This is a genomic window from Profundicola chukchiensis (genome assembly GCF_029664245.1).
Lineage (GTDB): Bacteria > Bacteroidota > Bacteroidia > Flavobacteriales > Weeksellaceae > Profundicola > Profundicola chukchiensis.
In genome coordinates this window covers 408,863-434,168 of record NZ_JANAIE010000001.1, presented here as the reverse complement: position 1 = coordinate 434,168, position 25,306 = coordinate 408,863, and the positions used below count along the sequence as shown (strand labels likewise).

20 protein-coding genes are annotated in these 25,306 nt (G+C 36.2%); 9 read left to right on the top strand and 11 right to left on the bottom strand.

The features are described from left to right. Positions 1-5: 5 nt before the first annotated feature. From ilvB to NLM59_RS01740, 10 genes are all read right to left on the bottom strand, one after another. On the bottom strand, positions 6-1,700 hold the full coding sequence (gene ilvB / locus NLM59_RS01785; RefSeq protein ID WP_304416023.1) for a biosynthetic-type acetolactate synthase large subunit: 1,695 nt from the start codon (positions 1,698-1,700) through the stop codon (positions 6-8). Positions 1,701-1,708: 8 nt separating this feature from the next. Beyond that, on the bottom strand, positions 1,709-3,385 hold the full coding sequence (gene ilvD, locus NLM59_RS01780; RefSeq protein ID WP_304416022.1) for a dihydroxy-acid dehydratase: 1,677 nt from the start codon (positions 3,383-3,385) through the stop codon (positions 1,709-1,711). A 2-nt stretch (positions 3,386-3,387) separates the two neighbouring features. Continuing rightward, positions 3,388-4,275, bottom strand: coding sequence for a branched-chain amino acid transaminase (locus tag NLM59_RS01775; RefSeq protein ID WP_304416021.1), 888 nt, complete (start codon positions 4,273-4,275; stop codon positions 3,388-3,390). A 176-nt stretch (positions 4,276-4,451) separates the two neighbouring features. Continuing rightward, positions 4,452-6,053: a T9SS-dependent choice-of-anchor J family protein gene (locus NLM59_RS01770; RefSeq protein WP_304416020.1), complete on the bottom strand. Its 1,602-nt coding sequence runs from the start codon at positions 6,051-6,053 to the stop codon at positions 4,452-4,454. 446 nt (positions 6,054-6,499) lie between these two features. Further along, positions 6,500-7,903 carry a redoxin domain-containing protein gene (locus NLM59_RS01765; protein ID WP_304416019.1) on the bottom strand — a complete coding sequence of 468 codons (1,404 nt, stop codon included), beginning with the start codon at positions 7,901-7,903 and terminating at the stop codon, positions 6,500-6,502. A gap of 129 nt (positions 7,904-8,032) precedes the next feature. Then, positions 8,033-9,169, bottom strand: coding sequence for a fibrobacter succinogenes major paralogous domain-containing protein (locus tag NLM59_RS01760; RefSeq protein ID WP_304416018.1), 1,137 nt, complete (start codon positions 9,167-9,169; stop codon positions 8,033-8,035). An 11-nt stretch (positions 9,170-9,180) separates the two neighbouring features. Then, positions 9,181-9,666 carry a T9SS type A sorting domain-containing protein gene (locus NLM59_RS01755; RefSeq protein WP_304416017.1) on the bottom strand — a complete coding sequence of 162 codons (486 nt, stop codon included), beginning with the start codon at positions 9,664-9,666 and terminating at the stop codon, positions 9,181-9,183. 245 nt (positions 9,667-9,911) lie between these two features. Next, entirely contained in the window at positions 9,912-10,103 is a 192-nt protein-coding gene (locus tag NLM59_RS01750) for a cold-shock protein (protein WP_304416016.1), read from the bottom strand. Positions 10,104-10,455: 352 nt separating this feature from the next. Further along, positions 10,456-11,496: a catalase family protein gene (locus NLM59_RS01745; RefSeq protein ID WP_304416015.1), complete on the bottom strand. Its 1,041-nt coding sequence runs from the start codon at positions 11,494-11,496 to the stop codon at positions 10,456-10,458. Positions 11,497-13,519: 2,023 nt separating this feature from the next. Beyond that, positions 13,520-13,858: an HU family DNA-binding protein gene (locus NLM59_RS01740; protein ID WP_407986199.1), complete on the bottom strand. Its 339-nt coding sequence runs from the start codon at positions 13,856-13,858 to the stop codon at positions 13,520-13,522. A gap of 313 nt (positions 13,859-14,171) precedes the next feature. Between NLM59_RS01740 and NLM59_RS01735 the strand changes: the two genes are divergently transcribed. The 4 genes from NLM59_RS01735 to NLM59_RS01720 all read left to right on the top strand — a co-directional run bounded on the left by NLM59_RS01735 (position 14,172) and on the right by NLM59_RS01720 (position 19,709). After that, positions 14,172-14,849: a hypothetical protein gene (locus NLM59_RS01735; RefSeq protein WP_304416013.1), complete on the top strand. Its 678-nt coding sequence runs from the start codon at positions 14,172-14,174 to the stop codon at positions 14,847-14,849. Between the two features lie 61 nt (positions 14,850-14,910). Next, entirely contained in the window at positions 14,911-16,281 is a 1,371-nt protein-coding gene (locus NLM59_RS01730) for an endonuclease NucS domain-containing protein (RefSeq protein WP_304416012.1), read from the top strand. A gap of 127 nt (positions 16,282-16,408) precedes the next feature. Continuing rightward, positions 16,409-17,812, top strand: a complete 1,404-nt coding sequence (locus NLM59_RS01725; RefSeq protein WP_304416011.1) for a DUF262 domain-containing protein — start codon at positions 16,409-16,411, stop codon at positions 17,810-17,812. Then, complete coding sequence (locus NLM59_RS01720) at positions 17,805-19,709, top strand: DUF262 domain-containing protein (RefSeq protein WP_304416010.1); 1,905 nt, start codon at positions 17,805-17,807, stop codon at positions 19,707-19,709. The genes NLM59_RS01725 and NLM59_RS01720 overlap by 8 nt, the downstream gene beginning before the upstream one ends. A gap of 224 nt (positions 19,710-19,933) precedes the next feature. Here NLM59_RS01720 and NLM59_RS01715 read toward each other — a convergent pair whose 3' ends face one another. Then, a complete protein-coding gene (locus tag NLM59_RS01715) occupies positions 19,934-22,231 on the bottom strand; it encodes a type IA DNA topoisomerase (protein WP_304416009.1) in 2,298 nt (765 codons plus the stop codon). Between the two features lie 204 nt (positions 22,232-22,435). Between NLM59_RS01715 and NLM59_RS01710 the strand changes: the two genes are divergently transcribed. From NLM59_RS01710 to NLM59_RS01690, 5 genes are all read left to right on the top strand, one after another. Further along, positions 22,436-22,798: a SpoIIAA family protein gene (locus NLM59_RS01710; RefSeq protein WP_304416008.1), complete on the top strand. Its 363-nt coding sequence runs from the start codon at positions 22,436-22,438 to the stop codon at positions 22,796-22,798. A 96-nt stretch (positions 22,799-22,894) separates the two neighbouring features. Next, positions 22,895-23,464: a TMEM175 family protein gene (locus tag NLM59_RS01705; protein ID WP_304416007.1), complete on the top strand. Its 570-nt coding sequence runs from the start codon at positions 22,895-22,897 to the stop codon at positions 23,462-23,464. 326 nt (positions 23,465-23,790) lie between these two features. After that, positions 23,791-24,504 (top strand): pirin family protein, encoded by a 714-nt coding sequence (locus tag NLM59_RS01700; RefSeq protein WP_304416116.1) that lies wholly within the window; start codon positions 23,791-23,793, stop codon positions 24,502-24,504. Positions 24,505-24,533: 29 nt separating this feature from the next. Beyond that, entirely contained in the window at positions 24,534-24,818 is a 285-nt protein-coding gene (locus tag NLM59_RS01695; protein WP_304416006.1) for a GNAT family N-acetyltransferase, read from the top strand. 6 nt (positions 24,819-24,824) lie between these two features. Then, entirely contained in the window at positions 24,825-25,256 is a 432-nt protein-coding gene (locus NLM59_RS01690; protein ID WP_304416005.1) for a DoxX family protein, read from the top strand. Positions 25,257-25,306 lie beyond the last annotated feature (50 nt).

Here is a 25,306-nt window from a genome sequence, read left to right as displayed (position 1 = left end):
TTTTATTAGTTTAATCGTACTTCTGAAACCGAAGCGCCAGTGCAAATCATAGGGAAAACGTTTTCCTCCTTTGCCACCATGACTTCCAGTAAATAAGGACCATTGTGATTCAACATTTTTAATAAATTCTCTTTCAAATCCTCACGAGCTTCCACTTTTTTAGCGCTGATAGAGTAGGCCTGAGCCAACGCAGTGAAATTTGGGCTGACCATATGGGTGAAAGAATAGCGTTTTTCAAAAAATAGTTGCTGCCATTGTCTCACCATTCCAAGGAATCGATTGTTCAGAATGACGATTTTCACATCCACTTCACTTTGTAAAATCGTGCCCAATTCCTGTAAAGTCATTTGAAATCCGCCATCTCCGATAATAGCAATTACGGGTTTTTTAGGCGCACCGAACTTCGCTCCAATCGCCGCAGGAAGTGCGAATCCCATCGTTCCTAATCCTCCAGAAGTAATGTTGCTCTTCGTTTTATTGTATTCGTAATAACGCGCAGTCAACATTTGGTGCTGACCAACATCGGTAACAACAACCGCTTCTCCCTTGGTGATTTCAGAAAGCACCTTAATCACTTCTTCCATTTTTATTTCATCGCTGAGTGATTCGTCTGTACTTTTTTGCAAAGTTTCAACCTCAACTTTCTTAAGATCTCTGAATTCCTGTAACCAAGCCGTATGTTCTTTTGGGTGAACCAATTCTGTTAAAACAGTCAATACTTCTTTGGCATCTGCATGAATTCCAACTTCTGTTTGAACAATTTTATTCAGCTCTGCAGCATCTATATCTATATGAATCACTTTTGCTTGTTTGGCATAACGAGAAACATCACCCGTTACCCTATCATCGAAGCGCATTCCGATGGCAATCAGCACATCACATTCGTTGGTTTTGATATTCGCAGCATAATCTCCGTGCATTCCTAAATAACCAGCATATAAAGGATGATGATTTGGGAAAGCACCCAATCCTAAAAGAGTAGAAGCCACTGGAATTCCAGATTTTTCAACGAATTTTAAAAGTTCTTGTTCTGCATTCGAAAGCATGATGCCTTGACCGATCAATAAATACGGTTTTTTCGCTCCATTGATTAAATTGGCAGCTTCTTCAACTAATGCAGAATTCAATTTTGGTTTCGGACGATAACTGCGGATGGTCGTACATTTTTCGTACTGAAATTCCATTTCACCAAACTGAGCATCCTTGGTAATGTCGATTAAAACAGGTCCTGGACGACCAGATTTCGCAATATAAAACGCCTTTGCAATCGCCGCTGGAATATCTTCTGCTTTGGTTACTTGGGTATTCCATTTTGTAATCGGCATAGAAATTCCCACCACATCTGTTTCTTGGAAAGCATCCGTTCCCAACAGTTTTGAATCCACCTGTCCTGTGATGCAAACCAAAGGTGTTGAATCGATCATGGCATCCGCCAAACCTGTAATTAAATTCGTTGCTCCCGGTCCAGAAGTGGCGAAAACTACTCCCGTTTTCCCTGATGTTCGCGCATAACCCTGAGCAGCATGTGTTGCGCCTTGTTCATGACGAACTAAAATGTGTTTTACCGCATCTTCATAGTCGTATAAAGCATCATAAATTGGCATAATTGCTCCTCCGGGATATCCAAATATCGTATCGACTTGTTCTGCGACCAATGATTTCATTACCGCTTGAGCGCCTGTTGTTTTTGTTGTTGTCATTTCTTTCATTATTTATCTGTTACACAACCTGTAGATGCGCACGAAACACACTTTGCATATTTATACAGCACTCCCTTTTTCGCTTTAAGCTCCGGTCGCTTCCAATTCAACTTTCGCTTTGCTAATTCCACGTCACTCACTTTTAAATCTATGGTATTGTGCTTCGCGTCAATTTTAATCGTATCACCATTTTCAACAAGAGCAATTGTTCCTCCGTCATAAGCCTCAGGAGTGATGTGCCCCACCACAAATCCATGCGTTCCACCTGAGAATCTTCCATCGGTAATAAGCGCAACACTTTTCCCAAGACCAGCGCCCATGATAGCAGAAGTTGGCTTGAGCATTTCTGGCATTCCAGGACCTCCTTTCGGTCCACAGTAGCGAATCACCACCACATCTCCTGATTTCACTTCGCCGCTTTTTATTCCATCAATTGCTGCGTATTCATCGTTGTAAACTTTTGCAGAACCTTCAAAATATTCACCTTCGTTTCCACTGATTTTCGCCACACTTCCATTGGGTGACAAATTCCCAAAAAGGATTTGTAAATGCCCCGTTTCTTTAACAGGAGAATCCAAGGAGAAAAACACTTCCTGACCTGCCGTTAAAGCTGGAACTTCAGCTAAATTATCGGCAACTGTTTTTCCTGTTACGGTTAAACAATCACCGTGAAGCAAGTTGTTGGCGAGTAAGTATTTCATCACTGCAGGAACTCCACCAACAGCATGTAAATCCTCCATCAAGTATTTACCGCTTGGTTTTAAATCGGCTAAAACAGGAACTTTATCGCTGATTTTCTGGAAATCTTCTAATGTTAACTCGATGTCTACAGCATGCGCCATCGCGATTAAGTGCAAGACCGCATTGGTAGAACCACCCAAAACAGTAACCATGGTAATTGCATTTTCAAATGCCTTTTTGGTCATGATGTCTTTGGGTTTGATATCTTTTTCAAGTAATACGCGTATCGCCTTTCCAGCAGCTAAACATTCTTGATTTTTCTCAGCGCTCAAAGCAGGATTTGAAGAACTGTAAGGCAAACTCATTCCCAGAGCTTCAATGGCAGAAGCCATCGTGTTGGCAGTGTACATTCCGCCACAAGCACCTGCACCAGGACAGGCATTTTTGATGACGTCTTTGAAATCCTCCGGACTTATCGTGTTGTTGAACTTCTTGCCCAAGGCTTCAAATGCCGAAACGATATTCAAAGATTCACCTTTCCATTTTCCTGAATGAATGCTTCCACCGTAAATCATGATAGCAGGACGATTTAATCTGCCCATGGCGATGATAGAACCAGGCATGTTTTTATCACAACCCACTACGGCTAAAACTGCGTCGTACCATTGTGCGCTAACCACCGTTTCGATTGAATCAGCAATAACATCACGGGAAACCAATGAAAATCGCATTCCATCTGTTCCGTTGGAAATCCCATCACTTACGCCAATTGTGTTGAAAATTAATCCAACAAGATTTTCATTTTGGACTCCTGTTTTGACTTCTTTCGCCAAGTCGTTCAAGTGCATATTGCAGGTATTTCCTTCGTAACCTGTACTCACAATCCCGACTTGTGCTTTTTGCATGTCTTCTTCCGTCAAGCCTATACCGTAAAGCATAGCTTGTGCAGCAGGTTGAGATTCGTTTTGCGTGATTGTTTTACTGTATTTATTTAAAGTTTTCATGATTAATTTTTGCTCAATACGTTTGAAGTTTCTCTCACTCTTTTTGAGTAAGCATCTTGTAATTTTCTTCCTAATGAATCTTTCCAAGCTTTTGGAAATACAGTTTCATCAACCGAAGCAATTCCAATGACTTCAGCGGCTGTTCCACAGTAGAAAGCACTATCTGCTTCAAATAATTCATTCGGCTTAAATAAGCCTTGCTGAACCTCCAACCCAAGTTCTTCGGCTAATTCTAACACAGTTGCGCGCGTAATTCCGGGAAGGATATTTCCCAATTGCGGCGTGAATAAAACACCATCTTTTTCGAAGAATAAATTAGCGCCCGGACCTTCTGCCAAGAAGCCATCGCTATCCAAAAGCAAGGCTTCGTCATAGCCTTTATCTTTGGCTTCATTTGTAGCAAGAATTGAATTCACATAATGTCCGCAAACTTTAGCTTCGATTTTGATAGAACGGGGGTGTGGTCGGCAATAAGAGGAAACCGTTAAACGCAATTGTTTGTCGCCCAAATAAGCGCCCCATTCCCAAGCGCAGATCATGATAGAAACATTGTTTGGTCGCGCTAGTGTCATGTTGGGATCACAGAACACCAAAGGACGAACATAGGCATCCGTTAGCTTATTTCTACGCAGCAATTCATCCGTAGCATCCACTAATGCTTGCACATCATACTCGAATGGAATTTGAATAAGCTCTGCTGATTTTTTCAAGCGTTCGTAATGCTCATGAGATTTAAAAACTTGAGTTCCGTCCTCTGTAGCATAGGCGCGAATTCCTTCAAAAACGCCGTATCCGTAGTGAAGCGTTTGACTGTATAAATCTGTGGAAGCTTCATTGGCTTTAACAAATTCTCCGTCGAGATAGATTAATGTGTTGTCGTTGTAGTACATGGTATGTGATTATTAAATTTTGAATTTTGGTTAAAAAAAAAGCCTTTCTCAAATGAATGAGAAAGGCTTAGATATAGGTATAGCAGCATTCCTCACTCGGGGGAGCGAATAATAATAATGCTGATAATAATGTTAGTGAAAGTTGTCATGATGTGTGTTTGTTCTAAGTTTTTAAATTATTTTTTTACAACTTTAAAGGTTTTTGTTTTGTCTTCTAAACTAGCTACAAGGGTGTAAACGCCTGTAGGTAGGTGAGATAAATTTAATTGATATTCTGAGTTAGTAAACTTCTTGTTCATTAAGAATTTACCCATAGCATCATAAACACTTACCTCATTAAGAGATTGATTTGTTTTAAAGGTTAAAACATTTTTAACTGGGTTTGGATAGTAGCTAAATTCCAATAAATCAACATCATGAACAGATAGGCTTCCTACGTTTACAGTATAATCTTCTGCTTGTCCGAAACTTCCACCTACGCAAGGATTTTCTAAATTCTGTGGGCCAAAGTTCTTTTTAACTCTCATACGGGTGTTTCCTAGCAATGCATCAGAAGGAACCTCTATATCATAGGATACTTGAACATCGTCTAATCCATCAGATCCGGCTAAAGGTGTAGGTATCGTATAGGTTTCATTTTCGTCATCAAAATCTCCATCTTGATTCCAGTCGATAAACACCATTAAAGAATTCTCCCAAGGACCATTTGTATTTCCTTTGATAACAATTGTCTCAGTAGTGCCAGGAGATACATTGGCAACTTGATCTAAGAATACTTCGTGTGCTGGAGAGTTGTTCAAAGCAGCATCTGATTCATTTGTCATGCCACCAAAACTTACATAGCTTATCGGCTCGACATTGAATGAGAAGTTTAAAGGACCACAATATGGTGCAACATTCATTTCAATGGTGGTAAAATAAAATTCATTACAATCGCTAGCTTCTCCACTTGTGTTCTTTGGGACAACTTTCCAATAATGCGTTGTTCCTCCATGTGTGATTCCAGATACCGTTACCGATGTTTCGCTGGTTGTACCGATTAAAGTGGTAGGGTTAGGATGCATGTCCAAATAAAAGTCATATTCGATTCCTTCAGTATCGCCAACTGGTTCCCAGCTAAATAACACACCTTCTGTAAACTCAACCTCAGTCGCACCATCCACTGGAAGGTTAAGTGAAGTACAGTCAGGCACTGGGGCAGGAGTATATTCGTCGACTAAAATATTATCTATAAGTAGAACAAATTTGTTTTCACTATTGTTTACAAAAGCTATTCTTACAGTTTGATCTAGATATGCAGAAAGATCTACATGTCTTGTTGTCCAGTCAAAATTTTCAGCTTCAGTACTAAATAATTCTACGCTAAAATCCTCTGGAGAATCACCAGCTGATGGCGCAAGCATTACTTTATAACCATCTAAAAATCTAGGATCGGTACCTTTGGCATCCCATACTAAATAAGGTGACTCACCAGTTACTGTGAACTCTGGAGAGATAAGCCAATCATTAGCGATACCATCCGGAATATAAAATGATGTGCTCGCTGCGGCAAAATCTCCATCTGGACCACCATAATTTGGAGCAGGCCCTCCACGGTCGATAGCCACCCAAGCGTCTGTAATTTCACTCACAGGAGGAGCAACGGTATTTCCATCTAAGTCCAATACAGTCCAAGCATCGATTCCAGGTCCATCGCCATCAAAGTTTTCTTGGAATACTTGTGCCGTTCCGAGTAAGGGAAGGCAGGAGAATAAGCTGATTAAAAGTCTTTTTTTCATGTTTACGTTTTATAATTAAAATTTAATTCAATGTTTTCTTAAGTTTTTAAACAAAAAAAGCCTTCCTCAGGTGAGTGAGAAAGGCTTAGTATTATAGATACCAGCAATCCTCACTCTAGGGAGCGAATAATAATGCTGATAATAATAATGTTTGTATGTGTTGTCATTTTGTTTTAACTAATAAAAAAAGCCTCCTGATTTCTCGGGAGGCTTTTAGATATAATTTTATATTTTTTCTATAGCATCCCTGTTGCAGGTGTGATAATCACAATTGCAATAATAATAGCAGGAATAATAGATAAATTTCTCATTTCGATGGCAAAACTAAGTAAATATTTCAAAGTTCAAAGAGTTTTGGAGAATTAAATTTTGGCTGGCTATTAATTCTTTACTTCAGATTGTAATGTAATTGATTTTAATTCAATGAGTTATGTTGGGTGTGAGAATTATTTTTTTCCTTGAATTAAATACCAATCTATCCATGCTTCTAAATGATTTAAACTATTGGGACGAATTATAATCTCTTTTTTATCGTCTAATAAAAAGAAACTTGGCGTAGCATTTACATAATAATCCTTAACGATTGGACTTTCCCATTTTTTATAATCACTAAAGCTGATAAATGGAAAGGGTTTTACGAAGTTCTTAAATATTTCCTTGTCTTCATCTAAAGAAATAAAAACGACTTCCAAGCCTAATTCTTTCCATTGTGGATATTGCTTAGCTATCTTCATTAAATCCGGCGGACAAGCAGGACACCAGCTAGATCCGAAAATTATAAGTGTGTTTTTAGCCTTGATATCGTTTAAGGACTTAGGCTTGCTCTTCTTAGTATAGTCAGGGGCAAAGACATCTCCTTTCAATTTAAAATTAGGAGCTTTCTGGCCTAATTTAACACTTCGGTAGCGTTCTAATTCTAGCTTTAAATCTGAGTGGATATTGTATTTCTTATCATTTAATAACTTTAAAGATAAATGTTCGGCTACCTCAAACATACTGCGCTCTTCTAACAGTTTTAGAAGATGAGTCGCCACTAAATTCAATTTATCCGTATCTTTTGCTAAAGGTTTAAACATGGCATCTACAGAAATTTTCATTTCCTCATAGACTTGATTCAATTCCTTGCCACTGTTTTCAATCAACCAAAAATGATTTTCTATACTTTCTTTTAAAATGCCACTGGTATAAAGACGCTCATCGGTATAATCTAGGTTTCTGAAACTTTCTATACTCGTAGGAATTTCTGTAAACCTGTATTGAGCAATGGTTCTAACCTGACTAACCAATTTCCTTAAAGGTAAATAATAACTTAAGTAAGTATCTTTTTCTAGGCTATTTAAGAAAGCATTATCCTCCTGTTGAATTCGTGTTTTTTCCTTTTCAATAGCAAGTTTGGCTTCTTGTTGAACCATAAAAAGTGAATCTTGGCTATAGATTTTATCTAAGAAATCCCAAGCACTATAGGTCTGTTCCCTTCTAGGATGTTCTGTAGCATATTGAGAGAAAATTTTGTTTTGTTTGCCCTCAAGAATGTTTACGTCTTGCGTATAACTTAAAATCTGACCATTCAAAACAATATCTTCACCGTCTAATACAATTATAAATGGCTTGTTGTCTTCTGCTGTCAAATAAGCCATTCCTACTTGATCTTTTGGAAATTGAAGTTTAAAATCTCCTTTAGCATCTACTTTAATGCTGTCTATGCTTTTAATTCCTAGGTTTTTAAAGCTTACTAATTTAACTTGTTGTCCTGCTAAACCAGGAAAAGAACCATGAATATTGTGCTGAGCATTCAGGCTAAGATTTAAAAAATAGAGTAGAAGTAGACTTGAAATAAACTTAAGCTTCATGTGGTGATTTTAATCGGTGCTAAAATTAATTGAATTCTAAGGAGAACAAAAACCCATAGGTCTAAAAAAGAAGAAAGTTTATAAAACTTGCATTCTATAAACTTTCTTAACTATGTAAAAAGATGAATTTTAGTAATGTTTAATACATCTTACACTATTTGCTGTCGCACGGTGTGCAGAAATTACATAAGCGCTATATCTAAAGTTCATAAATCTTGAATAGATTCCACCTGCTTCGTTAGATAAAGTACTTGCCCAGTAGCTTCCACTTACACCAACACCATAGAAATCTCCATCGCTGTATCTTCTTTGTCCAGCTGCTGGTAATTTAAGCACAGAATCAAAAGCACCTGCAACGTTCATAGAAGACCAAGTCATCATTTCTAAGTTCCATTCGTTTTCGGTTGGTAATCTAAATCCTGTTGGACAAGGATTGTTGATTCCTGCAGCGCCATCCCATAAGTTGTGGTTTTGAGGAACTCTCCAGTCAAATGGACTGTTTCCGTTGATGATGAAATCACCATGTCCTGGCGTATCTGTATCACTTAATGAAGTAGTAGAAGCAGAGGTTCTTTTCTCGTGACCGTCTGTACCGCGTCCCCATTGGTATAAATCTCCATAAGAAGCTTCGTCAAAGGATGAAGTAGCTACTTGCTCAGCTCCTAAGTTTTTGTCCATCCAGATTTTACCCGTAGTTGGGTTCGTAACTGTAGGAATAACTTCTCCACTGCCTTCGCCAACCCAAGTTGGTGTGTTATTTACAAAAGTCAATACATCACCCTCGTTTCCTGGAGTTACATCAGCCCATTCAGAACCGTTCCAGTATTTCATTTCTCCTGGTGTAGTTCCTGGTGTGAACCCGTCAGCTGACTTTGCATGTAATGCATAAGGAACACTTAATAACTGAGATGTTCCAACGATGCTGTAATCAGTTCCTCCATTTGGATCTGTTTCTGTTTTAATAAAGTAAGTTCCATTTGACCAATCGATGCTACTCAAATCAGCAGCTTCGCCAATCGCAACACTCACCAATCCATTCGCGTTGGTGGTTGGAGTTAAAACCTCGCTATAAACAACCGCTCCGCTTTCAGAACCTTGTAAAATGCTAATCTGCATTCCAACTTGTGTGTTTGCCACTAAGTTGTTCTCAGCATTTCTCACTACAGCTTGGTAGCTCAATTTTTCTGGAGATTGGGCAAAAAGAGTCGTGTTTAAAACGAATGTTAAGGCCAAAACTAAACCTACTTTGAAGTTAAGAAGTTTCATATATCTAATTTTTATTTCTTTAATATTTTGAATGTTTTTAACGGTTTTTGCGCTTGGCTAACTTTTATGAAGTAGGTAGCAGTTGGCAATGAGCTCATATTGATTAGGGTCTGCTGATCTTTAATTTCATTAGCTAACAAAAGTCGACCTTGAGCATCGAACATTTGAAAACTTAAATCGCTTAAATTATCTTCCTTCACCAAAAGTTTTAGGAAATCTGAAGTTGGGTTAGGGTAGGCAGCTAATTGAATATCTTTATTCACTAGGTCTTCTACACCTAAAACTGAGATTTCAAATGCCTGTTGCACTCCTTGTGCTACAGAACCTGTTGAGCTATCTTGAGTGGTGTAGGTCACTTGGCCTAGTGAATAACTCACAGAGCCTGCTGTACCTGTGGCTTCACCACCAGAAGCATTAATACTTTCTTGTGCTTGCATTCCTGTTAGACCCATGCCTAACAACAATACTGCGCACATAGTTAAACGTTTACGTTGCATATTTGCCTTTTTGATTGTTTTGTCTTTTCAATATAAAGGTTTAAAGATAGATAAATAATACATTTTACTAAAACATAAGAAGTTGGTGTTTTTATGTTAGAATCCTAATGATTCCCATAACTAATACAGTCTCAAGCGATAAAATAAGTAAATATTTTTTCAAAAAATTAGGCACAAAAAAAAGGAGATCATTTCTGATCTCCTTTGTACTTTTATCACTCTATCGTTTGATAGAGCATAATGGTTTAGTCAATAACTTCAACGTTAATTGCGTTTAAACCTTTTCTACCTTCCTGTGTGTCAAAAGAAACTCTATCGTTATCTCTGATTTCTACGTTCAAACCTGAATTGTGAACGAAAATTTCTTCACCTGATTCTGCTGTAATAAATCCGAATCCTTTTGTCTCGTCGAAAAATTTTACTGTACCTTCTTGCATTTTAATAATTTTTAAATGTTATAAATTTTTACAATAAACAGCCTATATATAAGCATCAACTAAAATGCACTCTGCACTTTTGATAAGAAAACACTATTAAAAAGTAATTGTAAAAATTTAATTGGGAAAGATGGAGTAAAACTCGATAAATACTAATTGCACTATATACTATACTGTAAAACTATGTAGGTGTTTTATTGTGATGCAAATATAGAACGGATTAATCGAACCACCTAATGTTTTATAGAATATCTTTATAAATAATTAGATTTTTCATAAATAAAACTTATTAAAAAGTACTTAAGTTCACTACTGCTTAGTGCTTTAACCAATTAGATTTATTTTTAAAAAATTATTCTTTTTTTAGCTTCAATTCACGTTCACCTTGATTTTCATTCAATTTTGTCCTCGTTTCTAATGAAATTTGATAGATTTCCTTGCGCGTTTGTTGGATTCTACCGACAGGTTGCATGGCTTTGGGATTAATAAATGGACTATAAGAAGTGTTTTCAAGGGTGTAATTGTTTTCAATCACCTTTTGCTGAGGTATAGTGACGGTACCCAAGACCTGCCAAGCTGCTTTTTCTCGATCCCACTCCTTAGACAATACATTCACGGGTGTTGTTTCTTCGTCTATACCTAATTGAATGTATAAGTTAAACTGAATCTCTTGAGTATCCAGAATCTGTTGCAAAGTTGTCTTTTGTAGATTATCGGAGTTTTCATTCTCTAATAACTCAAAATCTTTCTTTTCGGTGTGGAGCTTACCAACGTAATCACCAAACCTATAACATCCGATGCCGTGGTATGCATAGTTCATTAGGAAATCTTGCTCCATTTGAGAGCCTTTCCAGATGAGATTTCCAATGTTTAATGGATTGATGTGATAAAAGGCTTTTAAGCCAGAAACCAATAAAGATGGAATTTCTTTCACCGCATCCCAACCACTTTTAGCTTGTGCAATTCGTGCTTCGTTCAAATCATTAAATAACTCTAAAAATGAGTGAGCATCATCCGTCGGGAATAGGGGAAAGTTAACTAATGGATAACATACCTGATCAAATTTAAGGCTCATACCATAAGCAGGGAAGTTCTTTTTACCCGGTTCGATGACATTATTCGCATTAGAAAAACGAATGTTTAACTTCTGATTTTCATAAAAATAATCTGAAATACCTAAAGCATCCACCAATTCTTGATTCGGAGAAAAGTAGGCGTCTACATAAGCATAAGACTTGGCGTGTGCTCCTCTTGTAAAGTAATTCGACTGACTCAACTCGGGAGAAACTTCAACAAACTTTTGCGTTGAAGTTTTAGCTTTCTCAAGGATTGCTAAAGTTTTCTCTGACAGCTCATCCATCTCAGGATTATATTTTAACCAGTTTTTGTTCATCGTCTTCGGGTTTAGAAGAACAAGATAGTGAATTGTGGTTAGAGTTCTCGGTTTAGGGTTTGCAGTTCATAGTTCTCGGTTTTCAGTTCTTTTGGTTTTAACATTATTTGTTATGGGTTTATAGATTAGACGCATGTCATGCTGAACTTGATTCAGCATCAAGAGGAGTAATAGTTTAAAATTAAAAAGATTCCGCATCAAGTGCGGAATGACGCTACGGGTTTGATTTTAATCGTTAATGCAAGACGCGTGTCATGCTGAACTTGATTCAGCATCTACTATGCTTTCTGTCACGTGGAGGAGTTTTTCTTGTTTGAGAAAAATGTAACGAAATGTCGACAGAAATGGAGTTTGACGTCCTTGTTGCTTCTCTTGTCTTAGGCTTCGATACAATTTTGTTTCACAAAATCACTCAGCCTGACAAGAGGCTTCTCGTCTTAAGTAATATTTAAACTTATTAAACCATTTAAACAACCATTATCCCACTTGAGCAAAAGACTCTGAATCAAGTTCAGAGTGACGCTTCGGGTTTAACTTTAATCGAAATTACAAGGCGCGTGTCATTCTGGGCTTGACCCGGAATCTATTTGTTTTTTTATTATTTAGGCGAGTTTAGATTTAATCTTTCTGTTCATTTTTGCTTGATCAAAAACGAACCAAAAAATCAATCAGAAATAATGTTTTCCCGCCTGATTATCTATTTTACCTTGTGTCTTATATTTACGTGGCGGGAACATGGATGATCATCGGCTTGCCTTCCCAGGGCCAAACAGCTATAGGCCACGGACGCGTACGCTGAACACCATTAAACATGGATTTCTGAGGGCTTCGGGGTTTAGTTTAAGGTGTAGAGTGTAGGGTGTAGAGTTGCTCAGTCCCCTGCTTTTAGGTTTGCAGCATTTTAAATAATTCAAAATTTAGAATTCAACATTCAAAATATCATTTCAAGGCTTCGGTACAATTTTGTTTCACAAAATCACTCTACATGACAAGAGGATTTTCGAGTTTAGTAATTTTTAACCCATTTATATAAACTTAAATCTAAAATATCCATCTTAAATGACTAGCTTTCAGGAAAATTAAAAACCTATTATCATGGCCAAAGGACAAGATTCAAGAAAAAGCGTAAAGAAAGAACCAGCTAAAACTGCGAAAGAAAAGAAAGCTGAAAAAAGAGATAAGAAACCTAAGTACTAAATAGTTTAGGGTGTATTGTGTAGAGTGTAGGGTTGTTTGTGGTTAGTAGTCGGTAATTGGTTTTAGTATAGAGCTGAGAGTGTAGAGTTTTTCTGTCACATTGAGTGAATTTTTCTTTAGAAAAATTTGTATCGAAATGTCGACAGAAAGAGGGTTTGACGTCCTTTTTGCTTCTCTTGTCTAAGTCTTCGATACAATTTTGCTGCGCAAAATCACTCAGACTGACAAGAGAGATTCCGCATGAAGTGCGGAATGACACTTCGGGTCTGACTTTTATGGTAAAATCAAGTCGCATGTCATGCTGAACTGGATTCAGCATCTACTATGTTTTCTGTCGGGTTGAGTGAATTTTTCTTTAGAAAAATTTGTATTGAAATCTCGACAGAAATAAGGAAAGACGAGAATCGATGATCGCAGTATGCAGCATAATTCAAAATTTAGAATTCAACATTCAAAATTTCATTTCAAGGCTTCGATACAATTTTGTTTCACAAAATCACTTAGCCTGACAAGAGAGATTCACGTCTTAAACCACCTTTAAACCACCTTTAAACAATATTAAACTACTTTTAAACAACCCTTTAAGCCACTTTATCTAGATGTTCTCGACAAAAGATGCGCATAATCGCGATGGATTATGCGCATCTTCAGAAAAAAAGCTCAAAAGCTTTTTTAGAAAAGTACAAGAGCTTTTTCCAAAAACCTCAAGAGCTTTTTTGTAAAAGTACAAGAGCTTTTTTTTGCATCATGCGGATGATTAATTTGATTCATCAAATAAATAAATGAAATCATCAAGTGAATGCCTTATGAATAAAGGCTTTTGCGCTTATTTCTGCAGTTTGAATTTTATCTTTTGCAAGCGTTTTTTAATCTTCAGGCTGGGGCGATAATTTACGCCTATGCTTTTTACGTTTTCTATGCCCACTTCTTCGGGTGAATTACTAGGTAGAGAACTCACTTTGATCTGGAAATTCCCTAAATGTCCTAATTCTACCACGCGACCTTGTTCTAGTTCGTCCATCATATTATGAACAAAAGAATGCAAGACGGCCAAACAATCGGCTTCGCTTACGGTAGATTGGTTAGAGATGAGGTAGGCGAGGCGTTCTAAATCGCAATTTCCGGTCTTAACGGCTTGTACATAATAACGATCCGGCGCCGACAAATCGCGCGGATTCTTCTTTCTCTGAACTTTTAGGTTGACACGTGGTGTGGACATATATTTTGGATTTAATTAGGGTTCATACAATCATTTTATTTTCATCAACCTCATCTAGAATGCTTTTATATGCTTTAACACGAGAGGTTTATGCATTGGGTTAGATAAAATTAAGCAAAAAAATGATGTGGTGATAATGCTTTGGGAAATTGGACAGCTTTGGACTTTTTTATTAGGTGGAAATTCATTTAGTTTACTAATTAACTATAATGGCTTATAGTATTAAGCTCAGTAGGCTTTGATAATTAAATAGTTTATTATGAAAGGAAGAAGTCGTTTTACACAGGCAGAAGCAAATGAAATTGAGTCTTTAATTAATCAAAAATTATTGGCTACTGCTGTTAAGCAAAAAAGCATTAGAGCTAAAATAAGACGATTAGGCTTTTATGCTTCAGATTTTGGTCTTGGTGGTGGATATTCGGTTTCAGATTTTAGAAGAGTAGTTACAATTGATGGAGGTCAAAACTTAAAAGAATTTAGAAAAGTCAAGTCAGAAAGAATAAAACTATTAAGCAAAAATAAAGCACATAATGATGAAGCATATATAATTGATTTATGTGATATTGTTTTACAATCGGAGGGAATAAGACAACATCGTTTTGATTTTTTGCGTGGAGACACTGGTGTTAAATTGCCCGTCGATTGCTACTATCCAAACCTAAACCTGGTTATTGAATACTATGAACGACAACATTCAGAAACTGTGAAGTTCTTTGATAAACGTATGACTTCATCAGGTATTAGTAGAGGAGAGCAACGTAAACGATACGATGATTTAAGGAAAACAGAATTACCTAAAAACGGAATTAAACTTATAATTTTTGATTACTCAGAGTTTCAGCATAGGTCAAATAAACGTTTAATCCGTAACAGTGAAGAAGATTTTAAAATAGTAAGCAATAGGTTGAAAGGTTTTATTATAAATGATAATAAGTAAATGTGAAATGTTTATTTGCTTGGTTTTAAAAGAATAAAATTCAACAATTATAGATAAAAACATGAATTCAGATAGTAAATTTATTGATGAGAAAGTCTTAAATACTTTTTATTTAGCTGCAGGAACATTGATTAAAGAGTTTTCTGAAGAAAACTTAAAGAAGGTAATCGAGGCATTTAAAGTGGTTAATACAGAAGACTTAATTAGAGATAAGACGAGCGCAGAAGAGATTATAGCCAACTTACCAAATCAATTTTATGATTATTTAGCTGAACGATTTAGTGCAAATCTTAATGAATTCCCAGAATTTTGGTTGATAAACGACTGTAGATTATACGTTTTGTTTTCGGAAGAAATAGCGATTTATATTAACGAGAAAATTATTAATGAAGGAGTAAATACTGTAGCTGGTAATATATATGAAGGTTCAAACTATTTGGACCAAGGTTCGCCCGAATTGGCAATATTACACTTTAATCAGGTTGAACACTATATTGGGGCTTATTTTAGAGGGTTTAGTTATATGGATTTAGAAAATTACCCTAATGCTATTCGAAACTTTCAAGCGTTTCTAGATGGCCTAAATCAGTTATTTGCCAAATATCCAGATGAAGGTTTTGATTCTAACTTTTCCTTAAATTTCTTTATGAATGATGTTCATTTAGTTCTAGGCTATTTATATAATGTTACAAAGCATTATATAAAAGCAAAAACTGAATTTGAAAAAGTTTTGACTCTAGATAAGCTTGAAGATCAATATTATATTTTATCTCCAGAAAAGAGTGATACCATAGGAAGAACTACATTTGAGATTTTTATAAATAACTATCTTCTCGCTTTAGATAAAATAGGTGATTACGTCACAGCGATAAATGTATTACAAAAAGTGTTGGAATTAATGCCTGGAAATTACTACTACAAAAAACAATTGAAAAAGTTTGTAGAAGGGAAAGGGCGTCAAGATACGGCTGATGATATTCTTAGTAATGTAAAATCTATAAAAAGACCTTATAACATAATATCCTTTAACAAGACGCAACAAATTGCGCGGGAGAAAGTATTAGAGGATATGATTGTGGAGCAGATAAAATACAGGGGTGAGGTTTTTGGAAAAAAACTTGAACTGTATCAAGATAATAAAATTTATGGTCGGCAGTACTTCTTAAAAGAAATTAATGGGCGTTTAGACCTTTTATTGATTGATAAGACTGCAGATGTTCTATATGTAGTAGAACTTAAACGAAATTCAGCTGGATTGGAGGTTGTGTCTCAAATTGAAAGTTATATGGCTGCTTTGAAAAAAGAAATAGCCAAGCCCATAAAAGGAATTATCTTTATGCACAAGTCCAACCCTGCACTAATAGAGAAAGTGAAAGCTAAAAAAGATTTAGAACTATTTACGTATAAGTTTGATTTTGAAAAGTTGGGCTGATAAAAGTGCTTATAAACTAAATAAGGCAGAAATCACTACGGAATTATCTTATGAAGAAACAAAAATTTGATTAATTTCGGAGAAGGTCAAAACAAATGAATTTGAAAATGTAGAATTGAAAATGATTATGAGAAGAGAAGTTTTGGAGACCAATTCAATACCGGTTACAAAAGAAAAAGAGTTGAGAGAGATTCAGCCGGAAATTATCACGGTACAACAACTGGTGGAAACGCCGCGTTTTGTGATTCCTCCCTATCAACGTCCATACAAATGGTCGTCTAAAAATGTCAACCAATTGTTGGATGATATTCTCTTTTTCAAAACCAAACCTGCCTATCGTTTAGGAACCATCGTTTATCATCTGGACGAAGACAATATGCTAAATATAGTAGATGGACAACAACGCACTATTACACTTTTACTGATCGGTTTGGCTATTCAAAATAATGAAATCCTTCAAGAGAAATTAAAAAAAGCAAAAATAAGTACGCCTAAGCTTTCTGTTACTTCGACCTTATCTTTTCAAGACCCACAGAGCAAAGAAAACATTCGGGATAATTATTTTGAAATTGAACGTAGAATAAATGATTTCGACGAAGAAACTGTTCAATTTTTTTATGAACGCTGTGAAATGGTAAAAGTGGTTCTTTACGATATATCCGAAGCTTTTCAGTTTTTCGATTCTCAAAATGCACGCGGGGTCGATCTTTTTCCCCACGATTTATTAAAGGCGTTTCACCTTCGTGAAATGTTGGATAGCAGTACCGAATCTGAACGTATAGCCACCGTTAACGATTGGGAGAATATGGAGTTGGATGCTTTGAAGAAAACGTTTTCTCATTATTTATTCCGGATTAGAAATTGGAGTAATGCAAAGTCTGCCCGTAAATTCACGAAAGATGATGTGGATGTTTTTAAAGGAATCAGTCCAGAAGTAAAAGAGCCTTTTCCGTTTGCGAGTATCTATCGCATCAGTCATTTTTATATAGAAGGCTACAATCAAGATTTTAACAGAAAGATAGATGGCAAAACAATGCCTTATCCTTTTCAATTAGATCAAATCGTAATCAATGGTAAACGATTTTTCGAAATGATTCAACATTATGTGAAGGTCATCAACAAATTAAAATTTTCTTCAAAAGATGATACTATAGCTCAAGAAATTTTAACCACGCTAGACACTTATTCAGGAAAAGATAGAACAGGCGATAAATATGTTCGTAATCTTTTTGATTGTGCACTGGCGTATTACGTAGACAAATTCGGAATGGTGGAAATGGAACGAGCCGTAGAAAAAATATTTATATGGAGTTATTCTTTACGTCTAACGATGCATAGTGTTCAACTGGCAAGTATGGATAACCACGCTTTAGCACATCCCTTCATTTTCAAAACCATAAAAGATGCTTTAAAGCCTAGCGATTTTCTAAATATAAAGCTTCATCCGCTTCAGGAGGCGGAATTGGTAAATTCCGATAAAACGAAAGCGCTTAAAGATTTATTTATAAAAATGAAATTTATCTATGAGTAATACAATCCCTTCATTTTCTATAGGATCTTTATTTGAGAATTCTGATTCCTACGTCATTCCCATCTACCAAAGAAATTATACCTGGGGCTTGGGAGAAATTACTCAATTGATTCAGGATGTATATGACTATGCTTTTGACGAAGAAAAGTGTAAAACCAATTACTACATTGGCACATTGGTGGTTTATGAGCGCCATATAGACGGTCAGACAACTTATGAAACCATCGATGGGCAACAACGCTTAACCACTTTAAAAATACTTCTGAATGCACTACATAGAAAGTTTGATCAGGAAATAGAAGATAAAATTTCTTATCATTTAGATTTAAGTTTTGATAGCCGGAAAAAGTCAACAGAAACTTTGGAGGTCATCACCAATCAAAATCAAAAAGAGGTGGCCTTTATTTCGAGTAAAGATTACAATCCTCAAATAAAGCAACGCTATTATGATGCGGAAAAAGTCTTAGCCCGCTTTTTAGATACGCCAGATAAAGTGAATATTTTCTACAATTACTTAACCCAAAAAGTAAAAGTAGTTAGAGTTTCTGTGCCTGAAGAAACCGATTTGAATCATTATTTTGAAATAATGAACAACCGCGGAGAACAACTGGAAAAGCACGAAATTCTAAAAGCAAATATGTTGGAGGTTTTATCCGACAATCCAGCATTGACGTATGCATTCAACACTATTTGGGAAGCTTGTGCCGATATGGAGCGCTACGTGCAATATGGTTTTTCTACAAAAGAGCGAGATATTGTTTTTAAGGATAACAACTGGAATGTTTTGAACTGTAATTCCTTGGATGATATTGCTACTAGAATATTTGAAGCAGCCAAAGAGGATAAGCATTCCGCCCAATTGAATATTAATGAAATCATTGACTACAAGGGTTCGTTTAAAGTAAATACAGACGAAAAGGAAGATGCTCCAGAACGTTTTACTTCTGTTATTAATTTCTCGAATTTTTTATTGCACGTACTTCGTATTCAAACTAAGTCTGATATTCCTTTAGATGATAAAAGACTGATTGATTCCTTTAAAACATTTTTAAAAGATACAGAAAAGGAAACACAGATACAATTTGTAAAGGATTTTGGCTTTAATTTATTGAAGATTAAACACCTATTTGATCAGTACATTATAAAACGAGAATTTATCAGAGAAAAAGACCAGTGGAGTTTAAAAGTTCTAAAATGGTATGCTGGTAATAAGGTGAGTTACGTAAATAACGTAGAAAATGATGAGGCATTAAACAAAGAGTTGATTATGTTATTGTCAATGTTCCACGTATCAACGCCCACATTGGTTTATAAACATTGGCTTAATGCAGCTTTAAATTACTTGTTTAACCAACCCGTAATCAATGGAGAAGAATATAAAGCTTATTTGCTCAAATTAGCAGAAGCCTATTTGTTTGATAGATATATCGCCTTAGATCCAATAGACTACTTTGAAATTATATATAAGAATCAGAGTCTGTCAGTGAATAAGAGTTCTGGCGCTTACAATATGGATGTATTAGACCAGGGGACATCGGTTGAGAATTTTGTATTTAACTATTTGGATTATATTCTTTGGAAAGAAGGTGTGAAAGGATCATCTGATTTTGAATTCACCTTTAGAAGTTCTGTAGAACACTATTATCCACAAAATCCAATTTCCAAGGATCATAAAATAGATGCTTCCATTTATGATATGTTCGGAAATTTGTGTCTGATAAGTAGCAGTAAAAACTCTCGCTTGAGTAACCATATGCCATCAGCCAAAAAAGATTATTACCATAAAGTGGGTGCAGATAGTTTAAAGCAACAGATAATGATGTCTGAACCAGAATGGAGTGAAATAGAAATCAGGAAACATTCTGATTTAATGAAAAACAAATTAAAAGGAGCATAGCTTTATTTCCGATAGAAAGTTGCTGAAAACAAAGATGCCCAAAACAAAGATTTAACCTTTAAAAAGATTCTAGATGATGTTATGACGCAGCAGCGAAAACAAGAATTAAATCTATATAGATTGTATGCTAAAGATGGTGCATTTTATCAAGCATTCTTTGTTACGATGAAGCGTATGGCAAATGTTAGCGGATTATAAAATTAAATGAATGATGTAGTAAAAGCTTAGATTTCCTCCATCAAAATCTTATAAACCAATTCTTTGGTTGGCTTTTGTCCGGCGATTTTGGCTTTTACGGTTTCAAAACTAACTTTAAAATCACATCCTGTTTTATAGGCAGAGCATCCATAGGCTGTTTTGCCTTTTATGATTTTCCCTTTCTTACATTTCGGACAAAGCGGGTCTTCATCTTTGGCTGGAGCTTTAGGTGCTGTTTTCTTTGGTTCTAGTTTTAAATTAAAGTCATCGTCAAAGCGCACCAATCCTGTCACGCTGCCCTCTTCGGTTTTAAAACCTTTCAGATTGATGGTGCTACCTTTCTCTAGTAAGCGAATCAATTGCTTTTCAGAAATGGTCTTGCCCAAAAACTTAAAAGGTAAGACAAAATCACAGCCCGAATTGTAGTTACTACAACCATAGGCAGCATTCCCTTTGAGCAGGTTTCCTTTCTTACATTTCGGACAAACTTGTGCGGCTATACCAGCTTTTTTCTTGCTGGCAGCTTTAGCTTCCTTCTTTTTGGTTTGTACGACATGCGAAATATTAGCGCGTTTTTTCTCACTTCTCACCTCATAAACCAAGGCATCAACCATTTGTTTCATGTTTCTGATGAAGGCTGCAGCGCTAAACTCTCCTTTTTCTATGTCTTTTAACTGCTTTTCCCAAGTACCCGTAAGCTCTGCCGATTTCAATAACTCATTTTGAATGGTATCAATCAACTGAATTCCGGTTGGCGTAGGAAGTACTTGTTTCTTATTTCGTTTTAGGTACTTTCTCTTGAATAGCGTTTCGATGATATTTGCTCGGGTAGAAGGTCTTCCGATTCCGTTTTCTTTCATCAAATCACGCAATTCCTCATCGTCTACTTGCTTACCTGCGGTTTCCATCGCACGTAGGAGGGTAGCCTCGGTAAAATGCTTAGGCGGTTTGGTTTCTTTTTCTATAAACGAAGGTTCGTGCGGACCTTTTTCACCTTTCACAAAAGTCGGAAGAATGTCTGGTTCTTTTTCTTTAGCATTTGGATTCTTCAACACCACGCGCCATCCTTCTTCTAGAATTTCTTTTCCAGTAGTTTTAAACACAACTTCGGCCGCACTTCCTAATACGGTTGTGTTGGCTACTTTACATTCATCGTAGAAAACAGCGATAAATCTTCGGGTAATAATGTCATACACCTGCTGATGGCTGTGCGATAAATTCCCTTGAACTCCCGTAGGAATAATTGCATGGTGATCGGTTACTTTTTTGTCGTTAAATACACGACTTGATTTTTTAATCTTTTTACCCAAAAGTGGCTGCGTAAACTCAGCGTACTTGGTGAGATTCTTTAAAATCCCAGGTACTTTAGGGTATAAATCATTCGGCAAGAAAGTGGTGTCTACTCTAGGGTAAGTCACCAATTTTTGTTCGTATAGTTTCTGAACAATCTTTAACGTATCATCTGCCGATAAACTGAATTTATTGTTACAATAAACCTGTAAACCCGTTAAGTCAAAGAGTTTAGGCGCATATTCCTTTCCTTTCTTTTTCTCGATAGAGATGATTTCAAACTCACTTTCCTTTACTTTATTCGCAAGGGCTTCACCGTCCTCTTTGTTGTGGAAGCGACCTTCCTCATAACTAAAGTTGGTTTCTCGATAAAGGGTTTGCAATTCCCAATAAGGTTGAGGTTTAAAGTTCTCGATTTCCTTAAAACGATTGACCACCATGGCAAGCGTAGGCGTTTGCACGCGCCCCACAGATAGCACTTGTTTGTATCCGCCGTGTTTAACGGTGTAGAGTCTGGTAGCATTCATGCCCAAAAGCCAATCTCCGATAGCTCTAGAAAATCCAGCATAATATAGATTGTCGTAATCCTCTGCCGGTTTTAGATTCTGAAAACCTTCTTCTATGGCCTCTGTCGTCAAGGATGAAATCCACAATCGTTGGACTTTTCCTTTATAGTTGGCTTCGTTCAACACCCAACGTTGAATCAATTCTCCTTCTTGTCCAGCATCCCCACAATTGATGACCACGCTGGCTTTTTCGAATAAACTCTTGACGATTCTAAACTGTTTTTGTATCCCAGAATTCTGAACCACTTTGGTTTCAAATTTCTCGGGAAGCATCGGAAGATTGTTGAGGTCCCAACTTTTCCAATGCGGTTTATAATCATGTGGTTCTTTGAGTGTACATAAATGCCCAAAAGTGTAGGTAACGGCATAGCCATTGCCCTCGTAGTAGCCATCGTGCTTGGAATTTGCTCCCAATACAGATGCTATCTCACGTGCAACACTTGGTTTTTCGGCGATACATACTTTCATGACTCAACTATAAAAAAAGGAAGTTGCAAATTAGTGAATTTGCTGAGGTAAATGCAAGATAAATCTAGTTCTCTTTTCTACAACAAAAACTGGTCTTGGTAAAATGATAAATTTCTATTTGCTTGACTTAAATTTAACCTGACTTAAGTGGGTATAAATGTGAATAATAAAATTTAATTCATTATTTTTAGTAAAAATATAAAAATGATTAAAAAAGTAGATCACTCGTACGACAATATCGTTGCCTTTGAATTTCTAGGAGAAGTTACCAAAGAGGATTTCAACCAAATGGTGATTCCTGCCATTGAGGCCATGATTGATGATATAGATGAAATCAATTTGGTTTATCTACTCAATACAGATTTGTCTGAATTTACCATGGGCGCTTGGTGGAAGGACGCGATGTTGGGCATTCAAAACATTACTAAGTGGCATAAGTCAGCGATTGTAACGGATAGTAATGCTATTCAGAATTTCACAGAAATCTTTAGTCATGTGATGCCTGGTGAGTTTAAAGGCTTTGATAAAGCGGATTTAGATGAGGCTTTGCGTTGGGCTGCAACTTAATTTAATAAGATTGAATCTTAAATTTTTAATGAATTGAGATAGAATATTTATAAATAGAATTTATTTTTGCGGCCTCAACTATTAAATTAATTAGATATGAAAACAAGTCGATTAGAAGCATTTAGCGATGGTGTATTAGCCATTATTATTACGATTATGGTGCTAGAACTAGGTGCGCCAGAAGAAGTTACCTTAAATGCCTTGCTGGTTAGATTGCCTGTTTTTGTTAGTTATCTTTTTAGTTTTATCTACATCGGGATTTATTGGAACAACCATCATCACCTGTTTCAAATTACGCAACGTGTGAACGGTAAAATCCTTTGGGCGAATCTACATTTGCTGTTTTGGTTGTCTTTGATTCCTTTTACAACGGCTTGGATTGGTATTAACTATAATGAAAAGCTTCCGGTGATTGCCTATGGCGTGATTCTGCTGTTCTGTGCGATTGCTTATTTTATTTTACAAGCTCAGATCATTAAATACCATGAAGATGATTTCCCACTAAAAAGAGTAGTAGGATCGGATAGAAAGGGTAAGATTTCGATTGTTTGCTATTCTTTGGGTGTTGCATTTTCTTTTGTCAACACATGGATTGCCTTGGCTTTATACGCGATTGTTGCCATTATGTGGTTAGTTCCAGATAGGCGATTAGAGGAAAGTATTTAATGCTTAAAATGGTTTAAATTTTAAATAGGCGTAGAGGAGGGAAGCTTCGATAAAATGGATTGATAAATAAAATATCGGATTTTCACATTATTAACTCTATTTTTAATATTCTGTAGACTTTGGATGCTATATATCTTTGTACTCAAGTTAATGCATAGATTATGAATCGCAAGAAGTTTATAAAAAGTATCTTTTTAACAGGAGTGGTGGGAAGTGTTGCACCTCAAGTTTTGAGTGCATCTAATAAAGAAGCTATTTCATCAACTTATGATAAATTGATGCAGCAAGTGGGCTTTAATCATTTACCTAACGAAAAAATAGAAACTATGAATAGTGTAATTCACAAAGCAGAAACCAGAGGTTATGCGAACCATGGATGGTTACAATCTAATCATACTTTTAGTTTTGCGAACTATCACAATCCAGATAGAATGCATTTTGGCGTGTTACGCGTATTAAATGACGATGTTGTAACAGCTGGAATGGGCTTTGGAACGCATCCACATGACAATATGGAGATTATCTCTATTCCTTTAGAGGGAGATTTAGAGCATAAAGATAGCATGGGCAATGTGGCGATCATTAAAGAAGGTGATGTGCAAGTATTAAGTGCAGGAACTGGAATTACGCATTCAGAATATAATAAGAATAAAGATAGAAAAGTTAAGTTTTTACAGATTTGGGTTTTCCCAAAAGAAAGAAACTTAGAGCCTCGATATGATCAGATATCCATCAGAGATATTGCCAAGGAAAACAAGTTTTATCAAATTCTTTCGCCAAACCAAGATGACCAAGGAGTTTGGATCAATCAAGATGCTTGGTTTCACTTAGGAAAGTTTGAAAAAGGTAAGTCAGACGAATATAAACTTAAGAAAGAAGGAAACGGAGTTTACGCTTTTATCATCGATGGAGAGGTAGAAATAAACGGTACTCAGTTGTCTAAACGAGACGGAATGGGAATTTGGGATACCGATAGCATTAATGTAACGGCAACAAATGATGCTCGTGTACTACTGATGGAAGTACCAATGAGCATATAAATATACTATTAACAAAAAAAACAATTATCATGGAAGTATTTATCAGAGAAAAAGAAAATAGAGGTTATGCAATGGCTAGAGAAGGCGAAGCAAGAGCTGGAGCTATGACATTTAGAAAACCTAGTGAGGATCACATTATCATCGACCACACAGAAGTTGAACCAGAATTTAAAGGACAAGGTGTTGGTAAAAAAATGCTTTACAAAATCGTAGAGTGGGCAAGAGAAGAAGGAATTAAAATTACTCCATTATGTCCATTTGCAGCGGCAATGTTCAAAAAATTAGATGATATTCAAGACGTACTTAAAAAATAATAATAGATGAAACAAAATTTAAGCAGATTTCTAAACCCTGGCCTTAGCAACGAAAGTGTGAGTATTGCCATGTTGATATTACGTTTAGTTGCAGGTGTATTTATGTTAACCCACGGATGGGGAAAAATGGAAGCATTATTTAGTGGAGAACCTATTCAGTTCGCAGATCCGATTGGATTAGGTCAAGAAGTATCTTTAGTGCTTGCCGTATTTGCTGAAGTATTATGTGCTATTTTGCTTATCATTGGATTAGCAACACGTTTTGCGGTGATTCCATTAATTTTCACCATGTTGGTAGCAGCTTTAATTGTACATGCTGATGATCCTCTTGCTAGACAAGAATTGCCAACACTTTTTGCGGCTATGTTTGCAGCAGTAGGATTAATTGGCGCAGGAAAGTACTCAGTAGATTATTTGCTTTCGAAGAAATCGATATAATAATTATTAAGTATTCATAATTAATTTAGAGTAGGAGAAGGGGCAGCATG

What these genes read in the sequence shown, in the direction of transcription:
- NLM59_RS01700 (WP_304416116.1), top strand. Translation starts at nt 23,791, where the DNA reads ATGAATAGTGTAATTCACAAAGCAGAAACCAGAGGTTATGCGAACCAT.
- NLM59_RS01695 (WP_304416006.1), top strand. Translation starts at nt 24,534, where the DNA reads ATGGAAGTATTTATCAGAGAAAAAGAAAATAGAGGTTATGCAATGGCT.
- NLM59_RS01710 (WP_304416008.1), top strand. Translation starts at nt 22,436, where the DNA reads ATGATTAAAAAAGTAGATCACTCGTACGACAATATCGTTGCCTTTGAA.
- NLM59_RS01690 (WP_304416005.1), top strand. Translation starts at nt 24,825, where the DNA reads ATGAAACAAAATTTAAGCAGATTTCTAAACCCTGGCCTTAGCAACGAA.
- NLM59_RS01765 (WP_304416019.1), bottom strand. Translation starts at nt 7,903, where the DNA reads ATGAAGCTTAAGTTTATTTCAAGTCTACTTCTACTCTATTTTTTAAAT.
- NLM59_RS01705 (WP_304416007.1), top strand. Translation starts at nt 22,895, where the DNA reads ATGAAAACAAGTCGATTAGAAGCATTTAGCGATGGTGTATTAGCCATT.
- NLM59_RS01720 (WP_304416010.1), top strand. Translation starts at nt 17,805, where the DNA reads ATGAGTAATACAATCCCTTCATTTTCTATAGGATCTTTATTTGAGAAT.
- NLM59_RS01775 (WP_304416021.1), bottom strand. Translation starts at nt 4,275, where the DNA reads ATGTACTACAACGACAACACATTAATCTATCTCGACGGAGAATTTGTT.
- NLM59_RS01715 (WP_304416009.1), bottom strand. Translation starts at nt 22,231, where the DNA reads ATGAAAGTATGTATCGCCGAAAAACCAAGTGTTGCACGTGAGATAGCA.
- NLM59_RS01745 (WP_304416015.1), bottom strand. Translation starts at nt 11,496, where the DNA reads ATGAACAAAAACTGGTTAAAATATAATCCTGAGATGGATGAGCTGTCA.
- NLM59_RS01750 (WP_304416016.1), bottom strand. Translation starts at nt 10,103, where the DNA reads ATGCAAGAAGGTACAGTAAAATTTTTCGACGAGACAAAAGGATTCGGA.
- NLM59_RS01725 (WP_304416011.1), top strand. Translation starts at nt 16,409, where the DNA reads ATGAGAAGAGAAGTTTTGGAGACCAATTCAATACCGGTTACAAAAGAA.
- NLM59_RS01755 (WP_304416017.1), bottom strand. Translation starts at nt 9,666, where the DNA reads ATGCAACGTAAACGTTTAACTATGTGCGCAGTATTGTTGTTAGGCATG.
- ilvB (WP_304416023.1), bottom strand. Translation starts at nt 1,700, where the DNA reads ATGACAACAACAAAAACAACAGGCGCTCAAGCGGTAATGAAATCATTG.
- NLM59_RS01730 (WP_304416012.1), top strand. Translation starts at nt 14,911, where the DNA reads ATGAATTCAGATAGTAAATTTATTGATGAGAAAGTCTTAAATACTTTT.
- NLM59_RS01770 (WP_304416020.1), bottom strand. Translation starts at nt 6,053, where the DNA reads ATGAAAAAAAGACTTTTAATCAGCTTATTCTCCTGCCTTCCCTTACTC.
- ilvD (WP_304416022.1), bottom strand. Translation starts at nt 3,385, where the DNA reads ATGAAAACTTTAAATAAATACAGTAAAACAATCACGCAAAACGAATCT.
- NLM59_RS01760 (WP_304416018.1), bottom strand. Translation starts at nt 9,169, where the DNA reads ATGAAACTTCTTAACTTCAAAGTAGGTTTAGTTTTGGCCTTAACATTC.
- NLM59_RS01735 (WP_304416013.1), top strand. Translation starts at nt 14,172, where the DNA reads ATGAAAGGAAGAAGTCGTTTTACACAGGCAGAAGCAAATGAAATTGAG.